Origin of the sequence: Amycolatopsis sp. cg5, from assembly GCF_041346955.1 — a bacterium.
Lineage (GTDB): Bacteria > Actinomycetota > Actinomycetes > Mycobacteriales > Pseudonocardiaceae > Amycolatopsis.
The window spans coordinates 3,609,010-3,633,949 of record NZ_CP166849.1; the positions used below are offsets into that span (position 1 = coordinate 3,609,010).

Genomic DNA, 24,940 nt, shown 5'->3' on the forward strand with positions numbered 1-24,940 from the left:
TCGCCAGGCCCGTGCTGGGTGACAAGGGCGGCCCTTGTCACCCAGAGCGTTACAAGGGCGGCCCTTGTCACGTGTGCTCCGGTCCCACGACTGGGGTCGTGAGTGTTTAGGCCGGTTAGAACCGGCCGTACCACTCACGACGCCAGCGCGACCACAAGGAAGGGCCCCGCCGTCAACCGCCCGGCGGGGCCCTTCTGCGTGGTGCGTGGGTCAGCCTTCGACGCTCACCGCGGTGAACTTGACCGGGGTGACCGGCTTGCCGGTGCCGTCCTGGCTCGTCGCGGCGGAGGCCGGGTCGATGCCAGCCCTGGCGACCTTGTCGAGCACCTGGAGGCCCTCGTCGGAGATCGTGCCGAAGACCGTGTAGTTCGGCGGGAGCTGGGCGTCGCCGTAGACCATGAAGAACTGGCTGCCGTTGGTGTCGGGGCCGCTGTTGGCCATCGCGAGCACGCCGCGGCCGTACTTCAGCTCGGGGAAGGTCTCGTCCTTGAACGAGTAGCCGGGTCCGCCGGTGCCCTTGGCCGTCGGGTCACCGCACTGCAACATCTGCAGGCCTTCGGTGGACAGCCGGTGGCACTCGGTGTCGGTGAAGTAGCCCTGCTTGGCGAGGCTGACGAAGCTCTCGACGGTGCACGGGGCGAGCGAGCGGTCCAGGGTGATCTTGATGTCACCGGCGGTGGACTTCAGCGTCGCGTTGACCGTGCCGGTCGAGGCGAAGTTGCCGTTCGCGGGCGCCTTGGCGGGCTTCGACGCGGGGCGGTCGGCCTCGGCCTTGAACTCGCACGAGGTCGGGTTCGCCAGCGCGGTCGGCCGCTTGACGGGCTCGGCGCGCTGCGTCGGGATCTTGATCTCCGGCGGCTTGGTCGGAGTCGCCGATGCCTGCGTGTCGGTCGAGTCGCTGCCGTTGGTCGCGACGATCAACCAAATGGCGCCGGCGACCGCGATCACGGCACCGATCGTCACGCCAATACCGACGTTCCTGCGCCGCTTCGCACGCTCGGCCCTGTGCACAAGCTGCCTTTCGAGCTTGCGCTTCGCGGCCTCACGGCGCTGCTGGTTGGTCGCCACCCGCGTCCTCCCGGTTCCACTAGGTGTCACACGCCTGGGGTAGCGGCAGTGTATGGGCACAGCCTGTAAGGCCGGAGTACAGGGTTGGCTAGGCTGGCCGAAATCGCCTGAAATGGGGATTCATGCCCGGTCAGAGGGAGGATTCGTGCTCGTCGTGGGGTTCGCGTGTGGACCGCTCGCGGCCAATTGTTACCTGCTCGCGACCTCCGCGGGCGCAGGCTGCGTGATCGTCGACCCCGGCCAGGACGCGCTGGAGCCGATCACGGCCGCGCTCAGGCAGCACCGGCTGACCCCGGACGGCGTGCTCCTCACGCACGGCCACTTCGATCATGTGACCTCGGCGGCCGCGTTCAGCGTGCCCGTCTGGCTGCACGAGGCCGACCGTGACCTGCCGCCGGAGCCGCTGGACTTCACCCCGCTCGAAGCCGGGACGCTGACCGTCGCAGGCTTGGCGATCGCCGTCGACCACACCCCCGGGCACACGCCGGGCTCGGTGGTGCTGCGGCTGGAGAGCGGCGAGGGCGGGAAGCTGGCGCTGACCGGCGACACGGTGTTCGCCGGGTCGGTCGGGCGCGGCGACGCCGAAGAACTCCGGAACTCCTTGCGTGCCAAAGTGATGACCCTGCCGGGTGACACCGTCCTGCTGCCCGGCCACGGCCCGGCGACCACGATCCGCGCCGAGCGCACCGCCAACCCGTACCTCGGAGAAGTGACCCGATGACCAACGAGCCCGAACGGCTCCCGCTCTACCACGACGACCCCGCGCTGAGCCGCCGCCGCACCTGGTCGGGGATGATCGGCGTGCTCGTCTTCGCCGCCGCGTTCGGCGGCATCGCGGGCCTGATCGGCGGCCGCGTCGCCGGTCTGGTCACGGCCGCCGTCGCCGGGTTGGCGCTGCTCTACATCGTCCTGTTCAACCTGCGCAGGCGCCTCTGGCTCGAAGGCACCGTCGTGCTCGTCCGCACCTGGGGCATCCGCCGCGTCGACCTGGTCGCCGCCGAGCGCATCGACCTGCTGGTCACCGACATCCGCGGCACCCGCACGGTCGCCCTGCTGATCAACGCGGGCCAGCGGCGCAAGACCGTGAAGATCGACCTGGCCCTGTACGCCGGCACGGGCGGCCGCGAACTCGGCATCCTGCAGCTGCGCAGGCTCGCCGACGCGGTGGTCAACAACGTCGAGGCGAACGGGCTCGTGTTCTCGGAGCTGCTGGTGTCCCAGCTCAAGTCCGAGGCACGCGGCGACGGCCTCGGCGACCGCCCGCTGTACCGGCTCGCGTCGGCCGCGCCCTCGGGCAAGATCGCGCAGCGGTTCACCATGGAAGCGGTCAGCCGCTTCGTCGCGACCCTCGACTGACCTGGTCGTGAGTGTTCCGGCCGGTTCTAACCGGCCGGAACACTCACGACCCCAGGGGGCGGGGTGACTCCCGGATGGTCTGCGCGGCGAGGCGCCTTCGGTCGGCAGTGGTCACTCGGGGCCCTCGCGTCAGCCGAAGAGAGCGAATGGTGACTTTGCTGCGTTGGATGCAGCAGAGGTGCCACTCGCTCGGGCCGATCGGCGCGACAGGGTCGTGAGCGTTCCGGCCGGTTCTAACCGGTCTAAACGCTCACGAGGTCTTCGACGGGCTCGCGGGAGGCGATCAGGGCGGCCAGGATCGTCGTCACGGGGACGGCCGCGACGATGCCGACGCTGCCCGCCAGCGTCCGGACGATCTCCTGCGCGATGTCTTCCGAGCCGAGGATCGCGCCGAGGCCGATGCCCGAGAGCGACGAGTACAGCAGCACCGGGAGCGCGGCGCCCGCGTAGGCCATGACCAGTGTGTTGACGGCCGAGCCGACGTGGTCGCGGCCGATGCGCAGGCCGGCGCCGTACAGCTCGCGCCAGCTCAGCGCCGGGTTCGCGCGGCGCAGCTCCCAGACGGAACTGGTCTGCGTGACCGTCACGTCGTCGAGGACACCGAGCGCGCCGATCACGACGCCGGCGAGGAGCAGACCGCGGGCGTCGATGCCGTGGCCGAGTGAGCCGATGAGGTTGGACGTGTTGTCGTCGAGCCCGGTCAGCGACGCGGCCGCGGAGAACACGGCCGACAGCACGCCGATCAGCGCCAGGCTGACGAGTGTGCCCAGCACGGCCACCGAGGTTCTCGCCGACAGGCCGTGTGTCAGATAGAGGGCGATGAACATGATCACCCCGGCGCCGACGATCGCGACCAGCAGCGGACTCTCACCGGCGAGGATCGCGGGCAGCACGAACAACGCCAGCACGAGGAAACTCAGGCCGAGCGCGACGAGTGCCGCGACGCCCTGCCAGCGGCCGAGCACGATCACGGCGACCGCGAAGAGGCCGGCCAGCAGTGCCAAGGGAAGCCCGCGCTGGAAGTCGACGATCTGGTACGCGGACGGGTCGTCGGCCTTGCCGCCGTTGTAGGACAACACGATCGCGTCGCCCGTGCTGAACCGCGGTGTGCTCGGCTCGATCGGCACGGTCAGCTTGAGCGGCTGGCCGCTCGACTGGCCGTCGGTCAGCTTCAGCTCGACCGTCAGGCATGGCTTGGCGTCCGGTTTGGGCGCGCCGACCTGGACCTCGCCCTGGCCGAGGCACGGGCCGGTGACCGTGGTGGTGATGGTGCCGTGCACCGGGGTGCCCTGCGGGACGACACTCGTCGGCGCCGCCTTGCCCCACGGGTACAGCACGATCATGCCGAGCACCGTCGCGGCGGCGAGCGGGGCGAGCAGCCAGATCAGCAGGAGGCGGACGCGGCGTGACGCCGGGGCGGCCGGGCCGTGCCCATGACCGTGACCGTGGCCATGCCCGGTCACCGGAGACTCGACGGGCTCGGCCGGTTCAGCCGGTTTCGGGCGCGCGGCGGGGCGGCGGGGCCGGTCGGCCTGGCGTTCGGGCGGTGGCCGTCGCCGGACCGGACGGGACGGCGTGTCGGTTATCCGGCGAATCGGGCCGGTGACCTCGTTGTCGCCCTCATCGGCGCTGGAATGACGGTCCACGCGCACATCGTGCACAAAAGCCGCACGAGCCCTTTGCCCGGGGGGCGGTCTTTCGCGCGCGGGGGTGACGCGGGCTGGGCCATACTGGAATTCGGGAAAGCGACGATCGGGGGAGATCGGTGGCGCACGAATCCAGTGAGGCGGGGGTGCCCGTCGCCGCGGCCCGCCCGGCCTCGCCCGCCGTCGATCGGGCGCTCACGGTGCTGGAGACGCTGGTGGGAACGGAAGAGGGACTGACGCTGACCGCGCTCGCGCGCACCACCAACATCCCGCTCGCCACCTGTGCGTCGATCGTTTACACACTCGAAAAGCGGGGCTACGCGAGCAGGCTGGTCGTCGGCAGGAGCCATTTCTGGCGGGTGACTTTGCGGTTGTACGAACTCGCGTCACCCTTGATCCGGCAGGAGGATTTATCCGAAGTTGCCGAACCGCAATTACGCCTGTTGGCGGACAAACTGCGCATGCCCGCTCATGTCGGTGTGCTGAACGGCGCTTCGGTGGTCTATGTCGCGAAGGCGACGAGTCCCGGTTTCATCCAGTTCGACACCTATCCCGGCAAGGTGGTGCCGTTCACTTCCACCGCGCTCGGCAGGGCGATCGCCGCGCATCTGCCGGACGCGCAGCTCGAACCGCTGCTCGGCGCCGCGGTGCCGGACCCGCCGTACGGCCACGCGCTGGGGGTTTTCCGCTCGCAGCTCGCCAAGGTGCGGCAATTGGGCTACGCCATGGAGGACGAAGAAGACGAAGCGGATGTCGCCTGTTTGGCGGCACCGTTCTTCGACGCGGACGGCCGCGTCGCCGGTTCGGTCGGGGTCACCGGGTTCACCCGCGAGCTCGCCGGCGCCAGGCTCGGCATCGCCGCCGATCTCGTTGTGCGCCAGGCGAAGCAGATTTCCGCCAAGCTCGGCTGCTGAGGCGGGAACAGGTTCTAGCGCGGCCGCCGCCGAGAAGTTATCTTCGAAATGGGGTGCGGCGGATCTTCGCGACACCTCCTCACCAGGCCCGTCGGGGGACGGGCGAGGGAGGGAGCGGGGATGAGCCGGGCGGGGATCGTGCTGGTGGGTTTGGGCGAGACGGCGCTGACCGCGCATCTGCCCGCGTTGCTTCGGCATCCGTCGGTCCGGGTGGCAGGCCTGGTCGATCCGGTGGACCGGCGGCGGGCGCTCGCGCAGGAGCGCGTTCGCGCGCCCGCGTTCAGCGATGTGACGCCGTTCCTCGACGATCCGGCGGTCGACGGGTTCATTCTGGCCACGCCGCCGTGGGTGACCCCGGCGCTGCTCGACCGGCTTGTCCGAAGTGGACGGTGCGTGCTCACCGGCCAGGTGCTGGCGACCACCAGCCGCGCCGCGCGGCCGTTGTCCGCGCTGCCGACGGAGTTCCGGTCACGGGTGCAGACCGGGCTCGCGTACCGGCACGATCCGGCGCTCGCGGTGCTGCGTGACTGGATCACGCGCGGCAGGCTCGGCGACGCGCTGCTCGTGCGCGCCCACATCTACGGCGAACTGCGTGACCGCGCCGATCCGAAGCACACGGAACGGATCGAGACCGCGCTCGGGCACGGCATGCCGGTGCTGCACGAGGGTTCGCACGTGTTCGACTGGCTGGCGTACCTGTTCGACGGCGGCCCGCGCGCGGTCGAGGACACCTGGGCGTTCCCCACCCGCTCGGGCCTCGGTCAGCCGAACGTCTGCGGCGCCCGGCTCGTCTATCCTAAAGGGACGGTCGTGCTGGCCGAGTTCGGCTGGCTGGCAAGCGCTTTCCCGCACGCGGAGCTGAGCGTGGTCGGCGATCGCGGGCACGCCAGGCTCGACACCGGCAGCTTCGTGCTCGACCTGATCACCGCCGACGGAGCCGAGCGCGTCGAATTCGAGCCCGATCACCGCACGCGTTGTTTCGACTTGCAGCTGGAGCGTTTCGTCGAGCTGATCACCGGGGTGCGCGCCGAGCCGACGCCGGATCTCGCCGACGGGCTGGCGGCGCTCGCGCTGAGCGAGCGGATCGCGAATCTCGCCAGAGGTTTGATGGGATGAAACCGACTATGCAGCAGGAAAGGAACGCCGGTGACGCGCATCGCCGCTGTCCACACCGCAGCCGTCGACCTCGCCCCGGATCCCGATCTGGTGGTGCGGGGAGCCAGAGGGGCGCATGACCGGTCGCATTTCCTGCTCGTGCGGGTGGTGACCACCTGCGGGGCCGAGGGCTACGGCGAAGTGAGCGCGACCCCGTTCCGCAGCGGTGAGGACGCGGCCAGCGCGGCGCATTTCATCAAGCACGTGCTCACGCCTGCGTTGCTGGGCAAGGAACTCGCCCCGATCGGTGGCCTTGAGTCCCTGATGGACAGAGCGCTCGCCGGGAACCCGTTCACCAAGGCGGGATTGTCGACGGCGCTGTGGGACGTCTACGCGCGGACCCTGGATCTGCCGCTGGTCGAGGTGCTCGGCGGGCCGTACCGGACCGAGGTGCCGATCAAGCTTTCGCTGTCCGGCGACGGCGAAACGCTCGAGCGGACCTACGCGGCCGCGGTCGCCGCCAGGTTCCGCGCGTTCAAGGTGCGGGTCGGGCTCGGCGTGCGTGGTGACGTCGCGCGCGTGGCGCGGGCGCGGGAACTCGCAGGCTCGCAGGCGTTCCTCGGGCTGGACGCGAACGGCGGCTGGACACGTTCGCAGGCCGCGGCGGCCTTGCGCGAGCTGGACGTCTCGCGGCCCGCGTTCGTCGAGCAGCCGGTCGTGCCCGGCGACCTGGAAGGCATGGCGGCGGTGCGTGAGTTCGGGCTGCCGGTGGTCGCCGACGAGTCGGTGTTCGGCACCGGCGACCTCGTCCGCGTCATCCAAGCGGCCGCCGCGGACATGGTGAGCCTCTACGTCGGCAAGGCGGGTGGTCCCGGCCGCGCGGTCGCGATGGGCGCGCTGGCCGCCGCTTTCGGCTTGGACACCGTGGTCGGCTCCAACGGCGAACTCGGGCTCGGTGCCGCCGCGCAGGCGCACGTCGCGTGCGCGTTGCCGGAACTGAGCGCCGAGGTGCCGTCGGACATCATCGGCGCGCACTATTACAACGAAGACATTCTTGAAAAGCCTTTGGACAGCAACGGGGTTCGTGTCCGTCTCCCTGACGGACCCGGCCTCGGTGTCCGTCCTCGCGAAGACCTGGTGCGCCGCATGCGCTAGGCGGGGGAATGTCGGAGGTGCACCCGGCGGTACGCCGACGGCGGCGTGTCGTAATGGTCGAGGAAGGCTTGGCGCAGGGTTTCGGTCGAGCCGAAACCACAGCGGCGGGCGATCGCGGCCAGCGGCAGTTCGGTCGTCGACAGCAGATGCGCGGCGGCCTCGGTGCGCGTCGCGCGGACGTGCTTGCTCGGTGTGGTGCCGAGGTGCGCCTCGAACAGCCGGCTGAGCTGGCGGGTGCTGATGCCCGCGTGCGCGGCGAGCGCGGGCGTGCCGAGGTCGGCGTCGAGCTTCTCGGCGATGTGGGCGACGAGGTCGCGGACCACGCGGTGCTCCGGGGGCGGGCCGGAGAGGAACATGCTCACCTGCGCCTGATTTCCCGGTCGCTGCAGGTAGGTGACGAGCATGCGGGCGACCTCGCGGGCGAGCGTCGGGCCGTGGTCCTCTTCGACGAACGCCAGCGCCAGGTCGAGCCCGGCGGTCACGCCGGCGGCCGTGTACATCGAGCCGTGGCGGATGAACAGCGGCACCGGGTCGACCGTCACCGCCGGATAGCGCTCGGCCAGCCTGGCCGCGTAGATCCAGTGCGTGGTCGCGCGGCAGCCGTTGAGCAGACCGGCGGCGGCGAGCACCGCCGCGCCACTGCACACCGACGCGACACGGCGGGTGCTCTCGGCCAGCCGGCGGACGTGATTGAGGAGCCGGACGTCCTCCGCCGCCTTCTCGCAGCCGAGGCCGCCCGAGATGATCAGCGTGTCGAGACCGCCTTCGACCTGGTCAAGCCGTTGCTGTGCGCCTAGGGTGAAGCCGTTCTGGCAGCGGATGCCGTGGCCGTCGATGGTGGCGGTGCGCAGTTCGTACCGAGGTTGCCCGCCGAGCCGGTTCGCCGCGTCGAAGACGTCGGCCGGGCAGGCGAGGTCGAGCAGTTCCGCGTCCGGATAGCCGACGAGCACCACGCGGCGGGGAATGCGCTCCATAGGCGGCGACGCTAGCAGTCTCACCTGGCCGATGGACGCGGTTCGCAGGATTTGAGACATTCACGCCACCTGATCTCCTGGTGGGCGAGACCCTCGGTGCATGACAGATGAACCCAAGACGATCGCGTTCGTCCTCTATCCGGGACTCACCCTGCTCGACCTCGCCGGCCCGCTGCAGGTGCTCGGCGCGTTGTCGGAGCTCGGGATGCCGTATCGCGCGGTGACGGTGGCCGAGCGCAAGGAGCCGATGGGCACGGACACCCCGCTGTCGCTGCTCGCCACGCACACCTTCGCCGAGGTCCCGAGGCCCGCTGCGGTGATGGTGCCCGGCGGTGGCGCGCCGACCATGCGCGCGCTCACCGACGAGACGCTGCTGTCCTATTTGCGTGGGGCGGCCGAGAGCGCGGAGTTCATGACCTCGGTGTGCACCGGGGCGATGATCCTCGGCGCGGCCGGGCTGCTCGAAGGCCGCGAGGCGACGACCCATTGGCTCTTCCTCGAGTCGCTCAAAGAGTTCGGTGCGACGCCTGCCAGGAAGCGCTGGGTGGAGGACGGCCCGATGATCACCGCGGCCGGGGTTTCGGCGGGAATCGACCTGGCACTGCATCTGGTCGGCCGCATCGCGGGAGACGAGGTGCAGCGCGGTGTCCAGTTCATGATCGAGTACGACCCGGAGCCGCCACTCGGCCCATTGGATTGGTCCGCCCCGCCGCGGGAGCTGTTCCAGCAGTGGATGGAATCTTCGCTGCGCCAAGGACTTGAGGGTCATCCCGAGCTGCTCGCGCGTTTGCTCGTGCACGTCTGACACACTGTCCACAGTGGAAGGCCGGGACCGTTCACGCTGGTCCCGGCCTTTTGTTCGTGAATTCCCGACGGGACTTACCGCGACCGCTCGGTTACCGATATAGTCATCGGCGCAAGTTACCGGTGAGTCCGATCCGGGCGGGAGGAGCTCCAGCGGACTGATGATCATCCGGGTGATCATGGTCGAGGCGCCGGCCTCGCTCGCGGCGGACTCCGCCGCGCCCCTGATGGTTTCGACCATTGGCCGAACCGCCGACTAAGCATCGAGCCGTCCACCTTCTGTTCATTCGCGGACATATTTCAGACGGCCGTATTAGCAGCTTCCGGCAAGTTTCAATGGTCGTATTCGCAGCTTCCTGCCGTTCTGGTGTTCACATGCTGGGAGCGGTCCTAACGCGCTTCCGCGTGATCGTTAATTCTGTGAAAATAAGCTGGACCGCAGTGTATTGCCGGAGTAGATGCCCAGCGTCAGGCCATGATCACTGACCAGGAAAGCTACTTTGTGTCGGCCGCGTGTCGGCCGTGCTAACACCAGTCGACCGCGGATTGCCCGTTGGGTGGGATCTGTGCCAATTTCGTGAGACGACCCCTGTTAACCCTGTTTAGACATTGACGAGACAGCGATCGCGCGCTTAAGTACTGACCGTCACCCTTTTTCCCACTTCCGTGTTACGGGGGTTCTCATGCGCGTGTCGAAACTCGGCACCAATGACGCTGCGTCGGCCACCGCGGCCGATCTTGTCCTCGCGGTGACCCCGTTCGGAATTCCTTCCGCGCGGGTCGTCGCGGCGGCGGCGCAGGCCGGTGGCCTGGGCGTTCTCGACCTCACTTCGGGCGGGCGCGCGGCGGCCGAAGAGCTGGCGCTCGCCGCCGAATGGGGTGTGCGCGCTTACGGTGTGCGTCTTGCCCACACAAGCGACTTTCCGGTGAAAGTTCTCCCCGGGCAGGTTCACACGGTGGTGCTGACCGTCGACTCGGCACTGTCCGCAGAGGACTTTCCCGGTCGCCGGGTGCTCGCCGAAGTGACGGGTCGCGACCAGGCGCGCCGCGCGGCGGCAGCCGGCGCGCACGGGTTGATCGCGCGTGGACATGAGGCAGGCGGCCGAATCGGCGAGCTGAGCAGCTTCGTCCTGCTGCAGCAGCTGCTCGCCGACGCCGCGCACGACCTGCCGGTGTGGGTGTGGGGCGGCGCCGGGCCGCACACCGCGGCCGCGGCGGTCGCCGGCGGCGCGACCGGTGTGGTGCTCGACACCCAGCTCGCGCTGCTGACCGAAGTGGACCTTCCCGCCGAGATCACCACCACGCTCACCGGGCTCGACGGCTCGGAAACCGCAGTGGTGGAAGGTATTCGCTCGCTGCAGCGCCGGGGCGCCGATCCCGGCCGGACACTGCCGGTCGGTCAAGACTGTTTTCTCGCCGGACGCTTCCAGGAAACCTGGGGCACGGTCGCCGCCGCCGTCCGCGGTGTGCGCGACGCGGTGACCGGAGCGCTCGCCGCGCCCGTCCCCGAGCTGTCGGTGGCGCAGGGGCCCATGACCCGGGTGAGTGATCAGGCCGCGTTCGCCGCGGCCGTCGCGAATGACGGCGGCCTCCCGTTCATCGCGCTCGCGCTTTCCGGCGCCGCGCAGACCCGTGCGGTTTTGGAACAGACGAAAACCGCGCTGGGTGACGCGCGCTGGGGTGTCGGCGTTCTCGGATTCGCCGACGAGAATGTCAAAACCGCGCAACTGGAAGTTATTCGAGAAATCCGGCCGTCGCACGCGATCATCGCGGGCGGCCGTCCCGCGCAGGCCGCGGCGCTCGAAGAAGCCGGCATCGAAACCTTCCTGCACGTGCCGTCGCCGGGTCTGCTCAAGCAGTTCCTCGACGCGGGCGCGCGCAAGTTCATCTTCGAAGGCTCCGAATGCGGCGGGCACGTCGGCCCGCGCAACAGTTTCCCGCTGTGGGAGGCGCAGCTCGGGGTACTCGACGACTATCTCGACCTCGCGCCGGAGCTTCAGCTCTATTTCGCCGGTGGCGTGCACGACGAGCGGTCGGCCGCCATGGTCACCGCGATGGCCGCCCCGCTGAGCGCGCGCGGCGCGAAGATCGGCGTGCTGATGGGCACCGCCTATCTGTTCACCGAGGAGGCCGTCGCCGCAGGCGCGGTGCTGCCGTTGTTCCAGCGGCAGGTGATCGAAGCCGAGCACACCGATCTGCTGGAGACCGCGCCCGGCCACGCGACCCGGTGCGTGCGCAGCCCGTTCACCGACGAGTACGCCGCGATCAAGAAGGACCTCGCCGAGCGCGAGGTGCCCAGCCGCGAGGCGTGGGAGCGGCTCGAACAGCTCAATGTCGGACGGCTTCGGCTCGCCAGCAAGGGAATCGAGCGCGTCGGCGGCGACCTGCGCGAGGTCGCCGAGGACCGCCAGCTCGCCGAAGGCATGTTCATGGCGGGCGAGGTCGCCGTCCTGCGGTCCGAGGTGACGACCATCGCCGCGTTGCACGAATCGGTCGGCGCCGGCGCGCGGGAGTTCCTCGCGAACCGGGTCGCGGAACTCGGCCTGGCCACGGCGGAAACCGAGGCCGCGCCGGAGCCGCTGGACATCGCGATCGTCGGGATGTCGTGCATGTTCCCGCAGGCGCCGGACCTGACCACGTTCTGGGCCAACATCCTCGGCGGCGTCGACTCGGTCACCGAGGTGCCCGCCCGGCGCTGGGACCAGTCGCTCTACTACGACCCCGACGGCGACGGCAGCCGCACTCCTTCGCGCTGGGGCGGGTTCCTGCCCGAGATCCCGTTCGACCCGCTCAGCTACGGCATCCCGCCGTCGTCTCTGTCGGCCATCGAGCCGGTGCAGCTGCTCGCGCTCGAAGCCGCGCGCCGCGCGCTCGTCGACGCGGGCTACGGCGACCGCGAATTCGACCGCTCCAAGGCCTCCGTGGTGTTCGGCGCCGAGGCGGGCAGTGACCTGTCCAACGCGATGACCCTGCGCACGGTGCTGCCGTCCTACCTCGGCGAGATCCCGCCCGCGCTCGACGCGCAGCTGCCCAGGCTCACCGAGGACTCGTTCCCCGGCGTGCTGGCCAACGTCATCGCGGGCCGCGTCGCGAACCGGCTCGACCTCGGCGGCGCCAACTACACGGTCGACGCCGCCTGCGCGTCCTCGCTGACCGCGGTCGACGTGGCGTGCAAGGAACTCACCGCGGGCACCAGCGACCTGGTCCTCTGCGGTGGCGCCGATCTGCACAACGGCATCAACGACTACCTGCTCTTCGCTTCGGTGCACGCGCTTTCGCCGACGGGCCGCTCGGCCACGTTCGACAGCGCGGCCGACGGGATCGCGCTCGGCGAGGGCGTCGCCTGCGTCGCGTTGAAGCGCCTCGCGGACGCCGAACGCGACGGCGACCGGGTGTACGCGGTCATCAAGGGCGTCGGCAGCGCGAGTGACGGCCGGGCGCTCGGCCTCACCGCGCCGCGGCCCGAAGGCCAGCACAACGCGTTGACCAGGGCCTATCGCAACGCCGGGATCTCACCCGCCGAAGTCGGGCTGGTCGAGGCGCACGGCACCGGCACCGTCGTCGGCGACCGGACCGAGCTCGGCACGCTGACCAAGGTCTTCGCCGAAGCCGGCGCCGAACCGGGTGCCTGCGCGGTCGGCTCGGTCAAGTCGCAGATCGGGCACACCAAGTGCGCCGCCGGGCTCGCCGGGCTGATCAAGACCACCCTTGCCCTGTACACCGGCGTCAAACCGCCGACACTGCACGTCCAGAAGCCGAATCCGGCCTGGGAAGCCGAAAACAGCCCGTTCGCGTTCAACACCGAGGCCAGGCCGTGGGCCGCGGCACCGGCCGACCGGATCGCCGGCGTCTCGGCGTTCGGCTTCGGTGGGACCAACTTCCACGTCGTGCTCCGCTCACACCACGGCGGCGCGCCGCCCGCGCACGCCGCCGACGAGTGGCCGGTCGAGCTGTTCACCTTCCGCGGCGCCGACCAGGCCGCGGCGGCCAAGGCGGCGAAGGAACTGCTCGCGCTGGTCGAGGCGGACCCCGGCAAGTACGAGCCGTGGCGCCTGCGCGACTTCGCGCTCAGCGCCTCCCGCCGGTCGGAGCTCGGGGCGACCAGGGGAGCACGCGTCAGGATCGCGGTGCTGGCGTCCACTGTGGACGAGCTGGCCGGGCTGCTTCGCCGGGCCATCGACGGCGAGCACAGCCCTGATCTGGGGCTCTTCCAAGCCACGGACGAGGAAACCGGCGAACTCGCGTTCCTCTTCCCCGGCCAGGGCAGCCAGCGGCCCGGCATGTTCGCCGACCTGTTCGTCGCCTTCCCCGAGCTGCAGCGGTACCTGCGGCTCGGCGGTGCGACGGCCGACGTGCTGTTCCCGCCCGCCGCGTTCGACGAGGCCGGTCGCAAGGCGCAGCTCGCCGCGATCACCGACACCCGCGTCGCGCAGCCCGCGCTCGGCATCGCCGGGCTGGCCGCGAACACGTTGCTCGCCAAGGCGGGTGTGCGCCCGGCGATGATGGCCGGGCACAGCTACGGCGAGCTGGTCGCGCTGACCGCGGCAGGCGCGCTGAGCCCGGAGAGCCTGCTCCGGTGCAGCACCGCCCGCGCCGAAGCGATCCTCAAGGCGACCGGTGCCGACGACCCCGGCACGATGGCGGCCGTCTCGGCGGGCGCGCCGGAGGTCACCGAGGCGCTCGAGGACGCCGGGCTGGGCGACACCGTCGTCACCGCCAACCGGAACTCGCCCAAGCAGACGGTGATCTCCGGGCCGACGGCCGCGGTGGACGCGGCGGTCGAGAAACTGCGCGCGAAAGGCTTGGGCGCCAAGCGGATCACGGTCGCGTGCGCGTTCCACAGCCCGCTGGTCGCGGCGGCGGGCGACACCTTCGCGGAGGTGCTCGGCGTCGAGCCGGTCGCCGAACCGGAGATCCCGGTCTGGTCGAACCGCACCGCCTGCGCGTATCCGACCGAGCCCGCGGCCATCCGCGGTGAGCTGGCCGCGCAGATCGGCGCGCCGGTCGGGTTCGTCGAGCAGATCGAGGCCATGTACGCCGCAGGCGCCAGGGTGTTCGTCGAGGCCGGGCCGGGTTCGGTGCTGACCAAGCTGGTGCAGGCCATCCTCGAAGACCGTCCACATCGGACGGTGTCGCTGGAGGGCAGGCGCCGGACCGGGCTCGCCGGGTTCCTCGGCGCGCTCGCGCAGCTCGCCGTCGCCGGGGTGGACGTCCGCACCGGCTGGCTGTTCCAGGGCCGTGACGCCATTGAAGCCACTGTCGCCGCTCCGCATCGCCGCAAGCGCGCGGGCTGGACGGTCGACGGCCACCTGCTTCGCACCGCCGACGGGACGATCCCCGCGACGGCACTTCACCCAGCCCAGCGTATTCCGGAGGCGCTCGTGACCACCAGCCCCGTGTCCACCAGCGGCTCCGAGGCGCTGATCGCCGAGTTCCTGCGCACCAGCAGGGAGATGGTCGCGGCCCAGCGCGACGTCCTGCTCGGCTATCTCGGCACGGATCCCGCCCCAGTCCAACCGGGATATAGCGGGCTAAACTCCGCGGAGTTTAGCGGGCTTTATCCCGCCCCAGCCCAGACCGTGGTCGCGCCTGTGGCTGTCGTTACGGAGAACGTCGCGCCGAAGCAGGACGTGCTGTCGGTCGTGCTCGAAGTCATTGGCGAGCGGACGGGGTATCCGGTCGACATGATCGAGCCGGACCTGGATCTCGAAGCGGACTTGAGTGTCGACTCGATCAAGCGTGCCGAGATCGCCGGTGAACTCGCGAGCAGGCTCGGGTTGCCGCTCGACGGCGACTCCGAGGAGCTGGCCAAGGCACGCACCGCCGCGAGCATCACCGCGCTGATCGGCGGTAAGGCGAGCGCACCCGCGACCGTCGTCACGGTCGCACCGAAGCAGGACGTGCTGTCGGTCGTGCTCGAAGTGATCGGGGAGCGGACGGGGTATCCGGTCGACATGATCGAGCCGGATCTCGATCTCGAAGCCGACTTGAGTGTCGACTCGATCAAGCGTGCCGAGATCGCCGGTGAACTCGCGACCCGCCTCAGCCTCCCGCTCGACGGCGACTCCGAAGAACTCGCCAAGGCACGCACGGCCGCCGCGATCACCGCGCTCATCGTCGGTGGCGGGGAGACCGAGCCCGCGCCGGTGGTGACCGCAAAGCCCGCGAGCACCGACGAGCCGATCATCGTCGCGCCGAAGCGCTTGATCATGACCGAGTTCGAGCTGGCGACGGCCGAACTCAGCCCCGGCGAGCTGTCCGGCCGCGAGTTCCTGGTGCTCGGCAGCGGCGACCTCGCCGACGCGCTGGCGGCCAAGCTCGGCGCCCAGGGTGCCGAAGCGCTGGTCACCACCGAGGCGCCGTCGGCCAGGAGGTTCGACGGTGTCTACTTCCTCGGGGACCTGAGCGATCCCGTGCTGCCCGACGCTTTCCCGACCTACCAGGCGGTTCTGGCCACCTCACCGCGCTGGGTGCTCGCGAGCGGACCGGCCGAGGGCCTGCGCGGGTTCTTCCGTTCGGTGTCCCGTGAGTACCCGGACACCATCGCCCGCGTCGTCGAGCAGTCGGGCGACACCACCGCGATCGTGGACGGGCTGATCGCGGAGCTGTCCGGGGTGGACCGCGAGCCGGTCGTCATCCGGACCGGCGAGACCCGCCGGGGCCTGCGCATGGAGGAGACCCCGCTCGGCCTGCTCGGCAGCACGGGAGCCGGGCCCGCCGGTGACGGCGCCGCCGAGGCCGCCGCGCTCGGGCTCGACCGTGACTCGGTGGTGCTGCTGGTCGGCGGCGGGAAGGGCATCACCGCCCGGTTCGCCACCGCGCTGGCGGCCGCGAGCCGGTGCCGCGTCGAGCTGTTCGGCCGGACCGCGCTGACCGCCGACGAGGACGCGGCGACAGCGGGAGCGTCCACCGAAGCCGAACTCCGCTCCGCGCTGATCGCGAGCGGACTGCGCAAGCCAGCCGAGATCGAGAAGGCGGTCAGCCGCATCCAGGGTGAGCGCGAGGTCCGCGACACCGTCCGCAGGCTGACCGAACTCGGCAGCGGAGTCCGCTACCACTCGGTCGACATGCTCGACGGCGCCGCCGTGCAGCGCGCGATCAAGGAGATCCACACCGAGCACGGCAGGCTCGACGGCATCGTCTACGCGGCGGGCGTGATCGAGGACAAGCTGATCGCGGAGAAGGCGCCGGAGTCGTTCAGCCGGGTCTACAGCACCAAGGTCGACGGCGCGCAGGCGCTGCTCGACGCGGCCGGGACGCTTCCGCACGGCCCGCGGTTCGCGGTGCTGTTCGGCAGCATCGCCGCCACACTCGGCAACCGCGGCCAGTCCGACTACGCCTCGGCCAACGACGCGCTGGAGACACTCGGCCGCCGCTGGTCCGAAGTGGACGGACGGCGCGGGCTGACCGTCCACTGGGGACCGTGGGCGCCGACCGGCACCAACAACGGCATGGTCACCCCCGAACTGATGCGCAACTACGCCAAGCGCGGCATCGAGCTGATCGACCCCGAAGAGGGCACCATGAGCCTGCTCCGCGAGCTGGCCTGGGGCTCCGAGGACGCCACCGCGGTCGTCTACACCGCCTCCGGATGGTGAGCTCCGTGCGCGTCGCCATCGTCGGGATGTCGGTGCTCTTCCCTGGGGCACCGGATCTCGACACGTACTGGCGCAACCTCGTGCGGGGTGTCGACGCGATCACCGACGTGCCCGACGGCCGCTGGGACGGCGACTACTACGCGCCAGGCGCGGAACCCCGCGCCGACCGGATCTACTGCAAGCGCGGTGGTTTCGTCGACGAACTGGCCGAAGTGGACGTCACCGGGTTCGGCATCATGCCCAACTCGGTGCCCACCACCGAGCCGGATCAGCTGATCGCGTTGCGCGTCGCCGCGCAGGCGATCGCGGACGCCGGTGGCGACGAGCGGCTGCCGTCGGATCGCCAGCGGACCGGGATCATTCTCGGCCGTGGCGGCTACCTGACGCCCGGTCTCGTCCGGCTGGACCAGCGGGTGCGGACCGCGACTCAGCTGGTGAGGACACTGGGCGAGCTGCTGCCCGAGCTGTCGGGGGAGCGGCTGGAACAGGTGCGGCAGGCGTTCACCGACCAGCTCGGCCCGGAGGCGCCCGAGTCCGCCATCGGCTTGGTCCCGAACCTCGCCGCGTCACGGCTCGCGAACCGGCTCGACCTGCGCGGCCCGGCGTACACAGTGGACGCGGCGTGCGCGTCCTCGTTGGTCGCCGTCGACCACGCCGTGCGCGAACTGCGGACCGGGCGGTGTGACGTCGTGCTCGCGGGCGGCGTGCACCACTGTCACGACATCACCTTCTGGAGCGTGTTCAACCAGCTCGGCGCGTTGTCGCCGAGCCAGCGGATCCGGCCGTTCCACCGCGGCGCCGACGGCGTGCTGATCGGCGAGGGCACCGGTGTGGTCGTGCTCAAGCGGCTCGAAGACGCCGAGCGCGACGGCGACCGGGTGTACGCGGTCATCACCGGCACCGGCGTGGCCAGCGACGGCAAGACCGCGAGCCTGCTCAACCCCGACTCCGGCGGCCAGGTCCGCGCGGTCCGCCAGGCGTGGGAGGCGGCCGGGCTCGACCCGGCCGAGCCCGGCTCGGTCGGCCTGCTCGAAGCGCACGGCACCGCGACGCCCGCCGGTGACGACGCCGAGCTGGCGACACTGGCCGAGGTGTTCGGCCCGGCGTCGGACGACCAGCGCGCGGTGATCGGCTCGGTCAAGTCGATGATCGGCCACACCATGCCAGCCGCGGGTGTCGCCGGGCTGGTCAAGGCGGCTTTGGCCGTGCACCACGGGATTCTGCCGCCGACGCTGCACTGCGACGACCCGAACCCCGCGCTCGCCCGCACGCGATTCACCACTTTGGACAGTGCTCAGCCATGGCATTCCGACGTACGCCGGGCCGGGGTCAACGCGTTCGGCTTCGGCGGCATCAACGCGCATGTCGTGCTCGAACAGGCCGCTTCGAAGCCCGCGGTCGAGGTCCGTGAGCCGGAACGGGTACTGCGGCTGGCGGCCGCGAGCCCGGCAGAACTGGCCGTCGCGCTCGACGCCGACGACAGCGACGTGCTGGCGGCCGGGCTCGACGAGCGGATCCCGGCCGGTGGCCCGACCCGTCTCGGCATCGTCGATCCGACGGCGAAACGGCTCGCGCTGGCACGCAAGGCCGTCGCGAAGGGCAAGCCGTGGCGCGGCCGCAACGATCTGTGGTTCGTGCCGGAGCCGTTGCTCGGCCAGGGTGGCGGCAAGCTCGCCTTCGTCTTCCCCGGTCTCGAAGCCGAGTTCGAACCGAACTCCGCGGACATCGCCCGCCGCTTCGGGCTCCGCTGGTCACTGTCCGAAGAGGACATCAAGATCGGTGACGTCGGCCGTCAGGGCACCGGTGTGTTCGAACTCGGGCGGCTGCTGAACTCCGCGCTGCGCAAGCTTTCCGTGGTGCCGGACGCGGTCGCCGGGCACAGCCTTGGCGAGTGGACCGCGATGGCCGCGGCGGGCATCCACGCCGAGGACGAGGTCGACGCCTTCCTCGCCGAGTTCGACCCGGACGCGCTGCGAGTGCCCGGCCTGGCCTTCGCGGTCATCGGCGCACCGGCTGCCCGGGTGCTGGAAGTCCTCGAAGGACAGTCGGAAGTCGTGCTGTCCCATGACAACGCGCCCAACCAGTCGATGATCTGCGGACCGGCGGCCGCCGTCGAAGAACTGGTGCGGCGATTCCGCGACCAGGCGGTGATCTCGCAGATCCTGCCGTTCCAGTCCGGGTTCCACACACCTATGCTCGCGGCGTACCTCGACCCCATTCGCGAGGCCGCCGAGACCTACTCGCTGCATCCCGCGAAGCTGCCGGTGTGGTCGGCGACGACCGAGTCGGTCTATCCGGCCGGACCGGCGGCGATCCGCGACCTGTTCGTCCGGCACCTGCTGGAGCCGGTCCGGTTCCGCCCGATGATCGAGGCCATGCACGCACAGGGCTTCCGCGCGTTCGTCCAGCTGGGCGCCGGGCAGCTGGGCTCGCTGATCGACGACACGTTGCAGGGCAAGGAACACCTGGTCGTCGCCGCGCATTCCGCGCACCGGCCTGGACTCGCGCAGCTGCACCGCGTGGTCACGGCGTTGTGGGCGGACGGCGCCGAACCCGACGTCGAACCCTTGGTCGGCAAGAGGCCCTCGGTGCGCAAGCCGATCCGCCTGGACCTCGGCGGCGCGTTGATCTCACTCGACGAACGCACCCGCAAGGAGATCTCCGCCGGGCTCGCGCCGGCCGGTCCGTCCCCTTTGGACTCGCTGAGTTCGCCGATCGCGGCCGAGTTCTCCGCGCTGCTCAAGGACACCGCGGCGCTCGCGTCCGATGTGCTCAGGGCGGGCGCCACCCGGACGGTCGCGCGTCCGGTGCTGCCGCGCGCGCTCGAAAGCACGTTGCGCGTGTCGATCGAGACCATGCCGTACCTGCTCGATCACTGCTTCTTCAAGCAACCGGCGGGCGCGGCGCCCGCCGACTCGTGGCCGGTCGTGCCCGCGACCACGGTCATCGGGCACCTGATGGACTTCGCCGAGCAGGCCGCGCCGGGGTTGCGCGCGGTCGCCGTGCACGACGTCCGGCTGACCAAGTGGATCACCGCGATCCCGTCGCACGACGTGCCGGTCAAGATCGTGCCGGACGGCCCGCACCGGGTGACCGCCTCACTGGGCGGCTACTCGCAGGCGACCGTCGAACTGGCGCCGGCGTTCCCGGCGAACCGGCCCGCGCCGTGGACGTTCCCTGCCTACGAGGAACGCGCGCCCGAGCTGACCGCGGAGGCGCTCTACACCGAGCGCTGGATGTTCCACGGCCCGCGCTTCCAGGGCGTGAAGGAGCTGCTCGCGGTCGGTGACGCGCACACCCGCGCGATTCTGACGACCCCGGCCGCGCCCGGCGCGCTGCTGGACAACGTCGGGCAGGTGCTCGGGTACTGGATCATGTCGCAGCTGCCGTCGCGCACGACGGTGTTCCCGGTCGGGATGAAGGAGATCCGGTTCTACGGCGACCACCCGGCGGCGGGCGAGGAGCTGGAATGCCTGGTCCGGATCACCGCGCTCAGTGAAGCCCTGCTCGAAGCCGACATGCAGCTCGTCCACAAAGGACAGGTGTGGGCCGAGTTCAGCGGCTGGGTCGACCGCCGCTTCGACAGCAACCCGGTGATCCGCCGGATGGACCGCGTGCCGGAGCACAACACGCTGTCCGAGATCCAGCCGGGCGGCTGGGCGCTGGTCCACGAGCAGTGGCCTGACCTCGCCACCCGCGAGCTGATCATGCGCAACATCCTCGCCGGCGCCGAGCGTGACCAGTACGAAAGTCATTCCCCGCGCGGAAAACGGCAGTGGCTGCTCGGCCGGATCGCCGCCAAGGACGCCGTGCGCCGCTGGCTGTGGAACCGCGGTGACGGCGGGATCTTCCCGGCGGAACTGCGGGTCGGCAACGATCGCTCCGGCCGTCCGCTCGTCGAAGGCGCCTACGGGAAGGTCCTGCCGGAACTGACCGTGTCGATCGCGCACCGCGGCGAGGTCGGCGTCGCCATCGTCCGAAGTGGACGTTGTGGCATCGACGTCGAAGAGGTCATCAAACGCAGCGACACCACCTTCTCCGCGGCGCTGACCGCGGGGGAGTGGGAGCGGCTGATCGAGGCAGCGAAGTATCACGACGACTCGGAAGACCTGTGGTTCACCCGGTTCTGGACGGCCAAGGAGGCCGTCGCGAAGCTGCGCGGCACCGGGCTCATGGGCGAACCGAGGAACTTCGAAGTCGTCAAGGCCGATCCCGAGGTGCTGACCGTCCGGGTGGACGGCGAGGAGTACCCGGTGTGGCACCGGCGGGTGGCGAACCCGGCCGGGCTGCCGGAGCGCGAGTACGTCGTGGCGTGGACTGAGGAAGAGGAGAAGAAATGAGCACTGAGACCACGGTCGCGAACGAGGAGACGGTCTTCGCGGACATCTCGGCCATGCTGCGGGACCTGCTCGAGGAGTACGGTCTCGACGACACCGAGATCACCATGGACACCAAGTTCCACGACGACCTGGAACTGGAGAGCATCGACCTGGTCGCGCTGGCGGGCTCGCTGCGCGACCGCTACGGGGAGACGATCAACTTCGCCCAGTTCATCGCCGACAAGGAACTCGGCGAGATCATGGCGATGACGGTCGGCGAGCTCGTGCGCTTCGTCGTGAAGTCGCTGTCATGAGCAAGATCCGCGTCGGCGAGATCGACGTCCACGTGCAGCGGCTGCCCCCGGTCATCCAGCCGCCCGCCGGTGAGGAAGCCCCGATCGTCGTGCTCATCCACGGTCTGCTCTACGACAGCCTCGCCAGTTTCTACTTCACGCTCGGCCCGGCGTTCGCCAACGCGGGCATGGACGTGATCATGTACGACCTGCGCGGGCACGGGAAGTCCAGCCGCCCGGCGACCGGCTACCTGCTCGAAGACTTCGTGCACGACCTCGACCTCACGCTCGGCGTGCTCGGCGTCGACCGGCCGGTGCACCTGATCGGCAACTGCTTCGGCGCGACCGTCGCCTACGGCTACGCGGCCTCGCGGCCCGACCGGGTGGCGAGCATCGTCGCGATCGAGGGCACGCCGCCGGTGCCGCTGTGGGCCGAGATGCTCGGCGACACGCTGGCCGACGCCAAGGTCAACCTGGCGTCGGAGGAGTACATCGCGAACCTGTCCGCCGAGCACGGCAGCCACATGGCCCGGCTGACCAAGGCCGCGGGCCGGATCCTGCAGGTCACCGCGCTGGCCGAGGAACTGGTGCGCAGCAAGACCATCGACCACTACCTCGGCGACATCAAATGCCCGGTGTTCGCGTTGTTCGGCGAGGACTCGCCGATGGCCATCCAGCGCGAGCACATGGAGAAGTACCTCGAACGCGGCCGCGTCACCATGCTGCCGGACCAGGGACACTCGGTCCTGGTCGAACGGACCGAGGAGATCACCGCGCTCATCAGCGACTGGGTCGCCGAGCACTCGCTGGTGGAGGCGGAATGAGCCGCTTCCTGTTCGTCGTGCCGCCGCTGGTCGGGCACATCAACCCGACCATCGGCGTCGCGGCCGAGCTGACCGCGCGCGGCCACGAGGTCGCGTGGGCGGGCGCCTCGGAGATCCTCGCCAGGCTCGTCGGGCCCGGCGCGACGATTTTCGACTGCTACGCGCCAGAAGCCGGCCTCGCCCGCACGGCCGACCTCAAAGGACCGGCCGCCTTCCAGTTCCTGTGGGAGGCCTTCCTCATCCCGCTCGCCGACCACATGGGACCGGGCGTCCGCGCGGCCATCGAGCGGTTCGAGCCGGACGTGGTGATCTCGGATCAGCAGGCCGTCGCCGGTGGGCTGATCGCCGAAGACCTGGGCCTGACCTGGGTCACCTCCGCGACCACGTCGGCCGAGCTGATCAACCCGCTCGGCGGGCTGCCCAAGGTGGCCGCCTGGCTTGACGGGTTGCTCGAAGACCTGCGCGGTCGCATCGCCGGGCGCGGTAGCGCCGACCCGCGGATGTCGCCACACGGCGTGCTGGCCTTCACCACCCGCGAGCTGCTCGGGCCGGTTGTGCTGCAGGACAACGTCTGGCTGATCGGCCCGTCCATCGCGACCCGGCCGTCCACTTCGGACTTTCCTTGGGAGTGGCTGGACTCGCCGTCGCCGACCGTGCTCGTCACGCTCGGCACGGCCAATGTGGACGCGGGTGCCGGATTCCTGACCGCCGCGGCGGGTGCGTTGTCCTCAATGGACGTTCGTGCCGTCGTGGTCGATCCTGGCGGTGTGCTCGGTCCCGTCGGCGACAATCTCCTTGTGCGCGGCCATGTTCCGCAGCTTCCGCTGCTGGAGCGGGTGGACGCGGTCGTCTGCCACGCCGGGCACAACACGGTGTGCGAGTCGCTCTGGCACGGCGTGCCGCTCGTGGTCGCGCCGATCAGGGACGACCAGCCGATCGTCGCCGGCCAGGTCGTCGACGCGGGCGCCGGCGTACGGTTGCGCTTCGGCCGGTCCACTCCGGACAAGATCGCCGAAGCCGTCACCGCCGTGCTCGACCCCGCACAGGGCTACCGTCGCGCCGCCGAGACCGTCGGTCTCTCCTTCCGTGCGGTCGGTGGCACCACCGGCGCCGCCGACCACCTCGAAGGCCTGCTAGTCAAAGTGGGGAACTGATGAGCGCACCCGGGTCGTTCGGCGCGTTGCTCGCGTACGCGAAGCCGCATCGCAAGGTGCTCGTCGCGTCACTCGGCATCACACTGCTGGCCAGCGCGTCCGGGCTGATCCAGCCGAAGTTCGCGCAGGAGATCCTCGGCAGGCTGGCGCTCGGCACGAGCGTGACCGGGCCGATCCTCGTCCTCGCGGTGCTGCTCGTCGCGGGCGCGCTGCTGACCGGGCTCAACGCCTGGCTGCAGCAGCGGACGTCCGAGCGCGTCGTCCGGCAGGTGCGCCGCGACCTCGTCTTCCGGCTGATCCGGCTGCGCGTGCCCGAACTCGACCGGCGCCCGCCCGGCGACCTCATCGCCAGGGTGACCTCGGACAGCACGCTGCTCAAGAGCGCGGCGACCGAGGGCTTGATCATGTCGGTCAACGGCGTGCTCACCTTCATCGGCGCCATCGTCATGATGGCGACCCTCCATCTAGGACTGCTCGCGATCACGTTCGTCGTGCTGCTGCTGGTCGGCGTCGTCATGACGATCGTGCTCCCGCGCATCAAGGCCGCGGTCGCCCGCGCGCAGGACTCGGTCGGCGTCATCGGCTCGATGCTCGACCGGACACTCGGCGCGACCAGGACCGTCAAAGCCAACGGCGCCGAGGGCCGCGAGACGGCCGCCGCGCAGGAGGCGGTCGAGGAGGCGTACCAGGCCGGCCTGGTCGGCGCCCGGTACAGCGCGATCGTCAGCATGGTCGGCGGCGCGTCGATCCAGACCGCGTTCCTGGTGGTGCTGGGCGTCGGCGGGGTGTTCGTCGCGAACGGCTCGATGGCCGTGTCCGAGCTGATCGCGTTCCTGCTCTACGTGTTCTTCCTGGCCAGCCCGATCGCCTCGCTGGTGACCGGCACGAGCATGCTCCAGCAGGGCCTCGGCGCGGTCGGCCGCATCGGCGAGGTCGCCGAGATGCCGATCGAGGAGGACGTCGAAACCTCGGCCGTGCCACTGGCCACCGGTCCGGCGCCCGCCATCGAACTGCGCGGCGTCGAATTCGCTTACCCCGGCCGCAGGCCGGCGCTGAACGGGATCTCGTTCAGCATCCCCGGCGGCACACAGACCGCGCTCGTCGGCCTGTCCGGCGCGGGCAAGACCACGCTTTTCTCGCTGCTGCAAAGGTTTTACGAGCCGTCATCGGGCACGGTCCTGATCGGCGGAGTCGACATCTCGACGCTTTCGCGCGCCGAGGTCCGCCGCCGCATCGCCTACGTCGAGCAGGACGCGCCCGCGATGGCGGGCACCATCCGCGCCAATCTCCTTTATTCGGCACCGGAAGCGTCCGACGACCAGATCGCCGAGGCGCTGCGCGTCACCCGGCTCGACGGCCTGATCACCCGGCTCACCGACGGCCTCGACACCCCGGTCGGCCCGCGCGGCGTCACGTTGTCCGGCGGCGAACGACAGCGCCTCGCCATCGCTCGCGCACTGCTGCGACGGCCTCAGGTCCTGCTGCTCGACGAGGCGACCGCGCAGCTCGACGCCCGCAACGAGCAGGCGCTGAGCGAGGTCGTGACCGGGCTGGCCGCGCACTGCACGGTCGTGCTGATCGCGCACCGGCTGTCGACCGTCATCGAGGCCGACCAGATCGTGGTGCTCGAACATGGCAACGTCCGCGCGATCGGCACCCACCGCTCCCTTGTGGACGACGACGACCTCTACCGCGAACTCGCCTCCACCCAACTCCTCGCCGCCGAATAGCCCGAGGACT

15 protein-coding genes are annotated in these 24,940 nt (G+C 70.4%); 12 read left to right on the forward strand and 3 right to left on the reverse strand.

Features of this window, described 5'->3' with window-relative positions:
* Positions 1 to 210: 210 nt before the first annotated feature.
* Entirely contained in the window at positions 211 to 1,068 is an 858-nt protein-coding gene (locus AB5J62_RS16425; protein ID WP_370949081.1) for a peptidylprolyl isomerase, read from the reverse strand.
* Between the two features lie 145 nt (positions 1,069 to 1,213).
* On the opposite strand from AB5J62_RS16425, the gene AB5J62_RS16430 reads away from it, so the two are divergent.
* Together AB5J62_RS16430 and AB5J62_RS16435 are read left to right on the forward strand one after the other, a co-directional pair.
* The gene (locus AB5J62_RS16430; protein WP_370949082.1) at positions 1,214 to 1,789 is read left to right on the forward strand and encodes an MBL fold metallo-hydrolase; all 576 of its coding nucleotides are present in this window, start codon (positions 1,214 to 1,216) and stop codon (positions 1,787 to 1,789) included.
* Positions 1,786 to 2,424 (forward strand): hypothetical protein, encoded by a 639-nt coding sequence (locus tag AB5J62_RS16435; protein ID WP_370949083.1) that lies wholly within the window; start codon positions 1,786 to 1,788, stop codon positions 2,422 to 2,424. Before AB5J62_RS16430 ends, AB5J62_RS16435 begins: the two co-directional genes overlap by 4 nt.
* A 242-nt stretch (positions 2,425 to 2,666) precedes the next feature.
* Here the strand turns inward: AB5J62_RS16435 and AB5J62_RS16440 are convergent, their stop codons facing one another.
* The gene (locus tag AB5J62_RS16440; protein ID WP_370949084.1) at positions 2,667 to 4,070 is read right to left on the reverse strand and encodes a YibE/F family protein; all 1,404 of its coding nucleotides are present in this window, start codon (positions 4,068 to 4,070) and stop codon (positions 2,667 to 2,669) included.
* 119 nt (positions 4,071 to 4,189) lie between these two features.
* On the opposite strand from AB5J62_RS16440, the gene AB5J62_RS16445 reads away from it, so the two are divergent.
* The 3 genes from AB5J62_RS16445 to AB5J62_RS16455 all read left to right on the forward strand — a co-directional run bounded on the left by AB5J62_RS16445 (position 4,190) and on the right by AB5J62_RS16455 (position 7,234).
* A complete protein-coding gene (locus tag AB5J62_RS16445) occupies positions 4,190 to 4,984 on the forward strand; it encodes an IclR family transcriptional regulator (RefSeq protein ID WP_370949085.1) in 795 nt (264 codons plus the stop codon).
* A 120-nt stretch (positions 4,985 to 5,104) separates the two neighbouring features.
* On the forward strand, positions 5,105 to 6,100 hold the full coding sequence (locus AB5J62_RS16450) for a Gfo/Idh/MocA family protein (RefSeq protein ID WP_370949086.1): 996 nt from the start codon (positions 5,105 to 5,107) through the stop codon (positions 6,098 to 6,100).
* Between the two features lie 30 nt (positions 6,101 to 6,130).
* Positions 6,131 to 7,234 (forward strand): mandelate racemase/muconate lactonizing enzyme family protein, encoded by a 1,104-nt coding sequence (locus AB5J62_RS16455; protein WP_370949087.1) that lies wholly within the window; start codon positions 6,131 to 6,133, stop codon positions 7,232 to 7,234.
* On the opposite strand, the gene AB5J62_RS16460 is transcribed toward AB5J62_RS16455, so the two are convergent.
* Positions 7,231 to 8,208: a GlxA family transcriptional regulator gene (locus tag AB5J62_RS16460; protein WP_370949088.1), complete on the reverse strand. Its 978-nt coding sequence runs from the start codon at positions 8,206 to 8,208 to the stop codon at positions 7,231 to 7,233. The genes AB5J62_RS16455 and AB5J62_RS16460 overlap by 4 nt on opposite strands.
* A gap of 100 nt (positions 8,209 to 8,308) precedes the next feature.
* Here AB5J62_RS16460 and AB5J62_RS16465 point away from each other — a divergent pair, with 100 nt between their 5' ends.
* From AB5J62_RS16465 to AB5J62_RS16495, 7 genes are all read left to right on the forward strand, one after another.
* Positions 8,309 to 9,013 carry a DJ-1/PfpI family protein gene (locus AB5J62_RS16465; protein ID WP_370949089.1) on the forward strand — a complete coding sequence of 235 codons (705 nt, stop codon included), beginning with the start codon at positions 8,309 to 8,311 and terminating at the stop codon, positions 9,011 to 9,013.
* A gap of 682 nt (positions 9,014 to 9,695) precedes the next feature.
* Positions 9,696 to 16,610, forward strand: coding sequence for an SDR family oxidoreductase (locus tag AB5J62_RS16470; protein WP_370949090.1), 6,915 nt, complete (start codon positions 9,696 to 9,698; stop codon positions 16,608 to 16,610).
* A complete protein-coding gene (locus tag AB5J62_RS16475) occupies positions 16,604 to 20,950 on the forward strand; it encodes a beta-ketoacyl synthase N-terminal-like domain-containing protein (RefSeq protein WP_370949091.1) in 4,347 nt (1,448 codons plus the stop codon). Before AB5J62_RS16470 ends, AB5J62_RS16475 begins: the two co-directional genes overlap by 7 nt.
* Complete coding sequence (locus AB5J62_RS16480) at positions 20,947 to 21,243, forward strand: acyl carrier protein (protein ID WP_370949092.1); 297 nt, start codon at positions 20,947 to 20,949, stop codon at positions 21,241 to 21,243. The genes AB5J62_RS16475 and AB5J62_RS16480 overlap by 4 nt, the downstream gene beginning before the upstream one ends.
* Positions 21,240 to 22,046, forward strand: coding sequence for an alpha/beta fold hydrolase (locus tag AB5J62_RS16485; RefSeq protein ID WP_370949093.1), 807 nt, complete (start codon positions 21,240 to 21,242; stop codon positions 22,044 to 22,046). Before AB5J62_RS16480 ends, AB5J62_RS16485 begins: the two co-directional genes overlap by 4 nt.
* On the forward strand, positions 22,043 to 23,200 hold the full coding sequence (locus AB5J62_RS16490) for a glycosyltransferase (RefSeq protein WP_370949094.1): 1,158 nt from the start codon (positions 22,043 to 22,045) through the stop codon (positions 23,198 to 23,200). The genes AB5J62_RS16485 and AB5J62_RS16490 overlap by 4 nt, the downstream gene beginning before the upstream one ends.
* A complete protein-coding gene (locus AB5J62_RS16495) occupies positions 23,200 to 24,930 on the forward strand; it encodes an ABC transporter ATP-binding protein (RefSeq protein ID WP_370949095.1) in 1,731 nt (576 codons plus the stop codon). The genes AB5J62_RS16490 and AB5J62_RS16495 overlap by 1 nt, the downstream gene beginning before the upstream one ends.
* The last annotated feature ends 10 nt before the right edge of the window (positions 24,931 to 24,940 follow it).

Excerpts from the sequence above, each read along its gene's own strand:
- AB5J62_RS16475 (WP_370949091.1), top strand. The coding sequence starts at position 16,604 with ATGGTGAGCTCCGTGCGCGTCGCCATCGTCGGGATGTCGGTGCTCTTC.
- AB5J62_RS16435 (WP_370949083.1), top strand. The coding sequence starts at position 1,786 with ATGACCAACGAGCCCGAACGGCTCCCGCTCTACCACGACGACCCCGCG.
- AB5J62_RS16450 (WP_370949086.1), top strand. The coding sequence starts at position 5,105 with ATGAGCCGGGCGGGGATCGTGCTGGTGGGTTTGGGCGAGACGGCGCTG.
- AB5J62_RS16465 (WP_370949089.1), top strand. The coding sequence starts at position 8,309 with ATGACAGATGAACCCAAGACGATCGCGTTCGTCCTCTATCCGGGACTC.
- AB5J62_RS16485 (WP_370949093.1), top strand. The coding sequence starts at position 21,240 with ATGAGCAAGATCCGCGTCGGCGAGATCGACGTCCACGTGCAGCGGCTG.
- AB5J62_RS16490 (WP_370949094.1), top strand. The coding sequence starts at position 22,043 with ATGAGCCGCTTCCTGTTCGTCGTGCCGCCGCTGGTCGGGCACATCAAC.
- AB5J62_RS16460 (WP_370949088.1), bottom strand. The coding sequence starts at position 8,208 with ATGGAGCGCATTCCCCGCCGCGTGGTGCTCGTCGGCTATCCGGACGCG.
- AB5J62_RS16495 (WP_370949095.1), top strand. The coding sequence starts at position 23,200 with ATGAGCGCACCCGGGTCGTTCGGCGCGTTGCTCGCGTACGCGAAGCCG.
- AB5J62_RS16480 (WP_370949092.1), top strand. The coding sequence starts at position 20,947 with ATGAGCACTGAGACCACGGTCGCGAACGAGGAGACGGTCTTCGCGGAC.
- AB5J62_RS16470 (WP_370949090.1), top strand. The coding sequence starts at position 9,696 with ATGCGCGTGTCGAAACTCGGCACCAATGACGCTGCGTCGGCCACCGCG.